Source organism: uncultured Porphyromonas sp. (assembly GCF_934359325.1).
In the GTDB taxonomy this organism is placed as follows: domain Bacteria; phylum Bacteroidota; class Bacteroidia; order Bacteroidales; family Porphyromonadaceae; genus Porphyromonas_A.
In genome coordinates, this window is sequence record NZ_CAKRLH010000163.1 from 1 (window position 1) to 3,840 (window position 3,840).

Here is a 3,840-nt window from a genome sequence, read left to right on the forward strand (position 1 = left end):
CCTCGGGCGATCCACTGCTGCTCGTAGTAGGTCTGTATCGTCCGGAGAGGGGAGTCCGGCGTGGCCTCCTCGCCGACGTCCGTCATCCGCTCCTCGATCGTCAGCCCATTGACCTCAGCCACCGCCTCGGTGTAGCGGAAGAGGAATTGTGAGTCGGTCTTGAGATGCAGTACCGACGGCTCTGCCAGGATCTGACGGTACATGGACATGAAGCGGGGCGAGGTGAGTCGCCGCCGGCTCTTGCGCATCTGCGGGTCGGGGAAGGTGAGCCATATCTCGGAGATCTCTCCGGGGGCAAAGAAAGTGTCCAGAAACTCTATCTCGGCCCTCAGGAAGCGCACATTCGTCAGCCCCTCCTCATCGGCGGTCTTGGCTCCCGCCCAGAGGCGGTTGCCCTTGATGTCCATGCCTATGAAATTGTGATCCCGGTAGGTCCGCCCAAGCTCCACCGTGTACTCGCCTCTCCCGCAGCCGAGCTCCAGTATGATGGGGCTCCCATTATGGAAGACCTCATCCGACCAGTGTCCCTTGTGGGGGAAAGTCATCCCCTCCCTCCGAAGTGTCTCGAAGGGGTACTGCAGGACATTGGTCAGCCGATCGATCTCGGCAAATTTCTCTAGCTTGCTTTTGCTCATACTCTACTTAGGGCAAATTACGAGTGGGTAAAGGTACCAAAATCATAGGTTTTGGTTCCTCGTGAGGAAATGCGGTGAGCATCACCGATCCGAGCCGATCCGGATGGAGTGAGATCTAATACCGGTATTAGTCTGAAGCTTTACCGGGTTTAGTGACGACTAAACCCGGTAATAGATTTTTTCTCTCTCCGGAGCGAAAAAAAAGACCCGCAGGTTTTGCCTGTGGGTCTTTTGACTAAAGGGATGTGCGGAAGCTAAATCACCTCATATCCCTACTGTGAAAATAGGGGCTTGCGTTATACCTCCTCGAAGTCGGCATCCTTGACATCTCCCTCGCCGGAGTTATCCGCCGAAGTGCTTCCTCCCGTGGTGGTCTGCTGACCAGCACCCGGAGTGCCCTGTTGGGCATCACCGCCCTGCTGGCCATACATCTGGGCAGAGAGACTCTGGAAGATCGTATTCAGCTCCTCCATGGCGGTGTCGATACCTGCAATGTCCTGAGCCTTGTGTGCCTCCTTGAGCTTGCTGAGTGCCGCCTCGATCTTGGACTTCTCGTCCGCGGGGATCTTGTCGCCGAGATCCTTGAGCTGGTTCTCGGTCTGGAAGATCACGCTGTCGGCCTGATTGAGCTTATCGATCTTCTCCTTCTCCTTCTTATCGTTGTCGGCATTAGCCTCTGCCTCAGCCTTCATACGATCGATCTCCTCCTGAGAGAGACCGCTGGATGCCTCGATGCGGATCTTCTGCTCCTTGCCGGTCCCCTTGTCGCGAGCGGATACGTTGACGATACCATTGGCATCGATGTCGAAGGTTACCTCGATCTGAGGCACGCCACGCTTGGCAGGGAGGATGCCGTCGAGATTGAATTTTCCGAGGGACTTATTGTCCTTCGACATGGGACGCTCACCTTGGAGCACGTGGATCTCCACAGAGGGCTGGTTGTCCGCTGCTGTGGTGAAGATCTGAGACTTCTTTGTCGGGATGGTGGTATTGGCGTCGATCAGCCTGGTCATCACACCGCCCATGGTCTCGATACCGAGTGAGAGCGGGGTAACGTCGAGGAGGAGGACATCCTTCACATCTCCGCTGAGGACACCACCCTGGATGGCAGCTCCGAGAGCGACTACCTCGTCAGGATTGACGCCCTTGGAGGGCTCCTGATTAAAGAGCTTCTTCACCAGATCCTGGATGGCAGGGATACGGGTGGATCCACCTACGAGGATGACATCATTAATGTCGGAGGCGGAGAGTCCGGCATCGGCAAGCGCCTTATTCACCGGCTCGATACAGCGCTGGATGATGTCGTGGCAGAGCTGCTCAAACTGAGCCCTCGTCAGCGTCTTCACCAAGTGCTTAGGCACATTGTCCACAGAGGTAATGTAAGGCAGGTTGATCTCCGTCGAGGTGGTGCTGGAGAGCTCGATCTTAGCCTTCTCGGCAGCGTCCTTGAGGCGCTGGAGAGCCATCGGATCCTTGCGGAGGTCGACATTCTCTGTGCTGAGGAAGTCATCCGCTAGCCAGTCCATGATGGCGTGGTCGAAGTCGTCTCCGCCGAGGTGGGTGTCACCATTGGTACTCTTCACCTCGAAGACCCCGTCGCCGAGCTCGAGGATGGAGATATCGAATGTACCTCCGCCCAAGTCAAAGACGGCAATATTCATATCCTTATCGCTCTTGTCGAGACCATAGGCCAGGGCAGCGGCAGTAGGCTCATTGACGATACGGCGGACATTGAGTCCAGCGATCTCGCCCGCCTCCTTGGTGGCCTGACGCTGAGAGTCGCTGAAGTATGCCGGTACAGTGATGACAGCCTCCGTCACAGCCTCGCCGAGGTAGTCCTCTGCGGTCTGCTTCATCTTCTGGAGCACCATCGCGGAGATCTCCTGCGGAGTGTACATCTGACCATTAATGTCTACCTGAGGCAGGTCATTGCCACTCGCGACGACCTTGTAGGGCATACGAGAGGCCTCAGTGTCGATCTGGGAGTATCTCTCTCCCATAAAGCGCTTGATGGAGTAGATGGTATTCTGTGGATTGGTGATCGCCTGACGCTTGGCGGGGTCTCCCACCTTGCGCTCTCCACCGTCTACAAATGCGACCACACTTGGAGTCGTCCTCTTACCCTCACTATTGGTGATGACGACGGGCTCCTTATTCTCGAGTACAGCCACGCAGGAGTTGGTCGTACCTAAGTCGATTCCGATAATCTTTCCCATTGTATCTCTATATTATTATTAGTTTGTTGTCTTGTGTCCCGATATCGTCTCGCCGTCGTGGTGAGACTGCACCCACATACTTACAAACCTTATGCCAAGTCGCGAGACGCCTGACCGACCCCGGTACAAACTGTCAGCCACTGACTTGATCTCAGACAGATGGGGATGGATGGGGAGACAAAAAATGACGTGAGCCTGACTATCAGTCGGGCTCACGCCTAAGTGTAATTAGTAGGTAAGGAGTATCTCTTACCCTACCGGATCATCGAAGTGAGGATCACTTCTTGAGATCCAGTCCGGATCCGGGCTTAAACTTCACAGACTTGCGTGCAGCGATGTGCATCTTCTTGCCAGTCTGAGGATTGATGCCGGTGCGTGCAGCACGCTCGGTGGTGGAGAATGTGCCGAAGCCGATGATGGTCACTCTCTCGTCCTTCTTCATCGCCTCTGCAATGACGTCACAGAAGGCATTGACAGCCTTCTTGGCATCAGCCTTGGTGAGGTCAGACTTCATGGCTACTGCCTCAATGAATTCGGTCTTGTTCATGGTAAAAATATGTTAGTTGAGTATAAAGGTAAAATAATGTCTACCGATGTGAGGAGGCGGTCACGACCGCTATCGCACTCAGTGACACCTCTTCTACGTGTTCAAATGTAGGAACTTTTATTGAATTACAACATAAATCATCACTAAAATGCATATGAAATCGTGTTTTCCTGCTGAATACCAGGTCTAACACCTCATTTTGTGTGATATGGATAGCAAAATGGAGCTTTGGGAGCCGCCTCTCTACCCCCACTTTCCTGGACTATATTCCCTTGACTGTCCGTACTCTGACTGGTGCGTATTGCAGGGAATCATTTTATGTTGTACCTTTGCACTACGCTTCTGAGAAGGATTTCGCGGAAGTATTATGGTGCCCATAGCTCAGTTGGTAGAGCGCTGGATTGTGGTTCCAGATGTCGAGAGTTCGAACCTCTTTGGGCAC

The 3,840-nt window shown here is 54.1% G+C and carries 3 protein-coding genes and 1 tRNA gene; 1 reads left to right on the forward strand and 3 read right to left on the reverse strand.

The window, feature by feature from the left end:
- The 3 genes from trmB to Q0F21_RS06230 form a co-directional block, all read right to left on the reverse strand.
- A partial coding sequence (gene trmB / locus Q0F21_RS06220; RefSeq protein ID WP_297238367.1) for a tRNA (guanosine(46)-N7)-methyltransferase TrmB occupies nt 1–635 on the reverse strand: 635 nt, incomplete at its 3' end.
- Between the two features lie 296 nt (nt 636–931).
- The gene (dnaK, locus tag Q0F21_RS06225; protein ID WP_297238369.1) at nt 932–2,851 is read right to left on the reverse strand and encodes a molecular chaperone DnaK; all 1,920 of its coding nucleotides are present in this window, start codon (nt 2,849–2,851) and stop codon (nt 932–934) included.
- Nucleotides 2,852–3,128: 277 nt separating this feature from the next.
- Nucleotides 3,129–3,398, reverse strand: coding sequence for an HU family DNA-binding protein (locus Q0F21_RS06230; RefSeq protein WP_297238371.1), 270 nt, complete (start codon nt 3,396–3,398; stop codon nt 3,129–3,131).
- Between the two features lie 370 nt (nt 3,399–3,768).
- Between Q0F21_RS06230 and Q0F21_RS06235 the strand changes: the two genes are divergently transcribed.
- Nucleotides 3,769–3,840, forward strand: a tRNA-His gene (locus tag Q0F21_RS06235).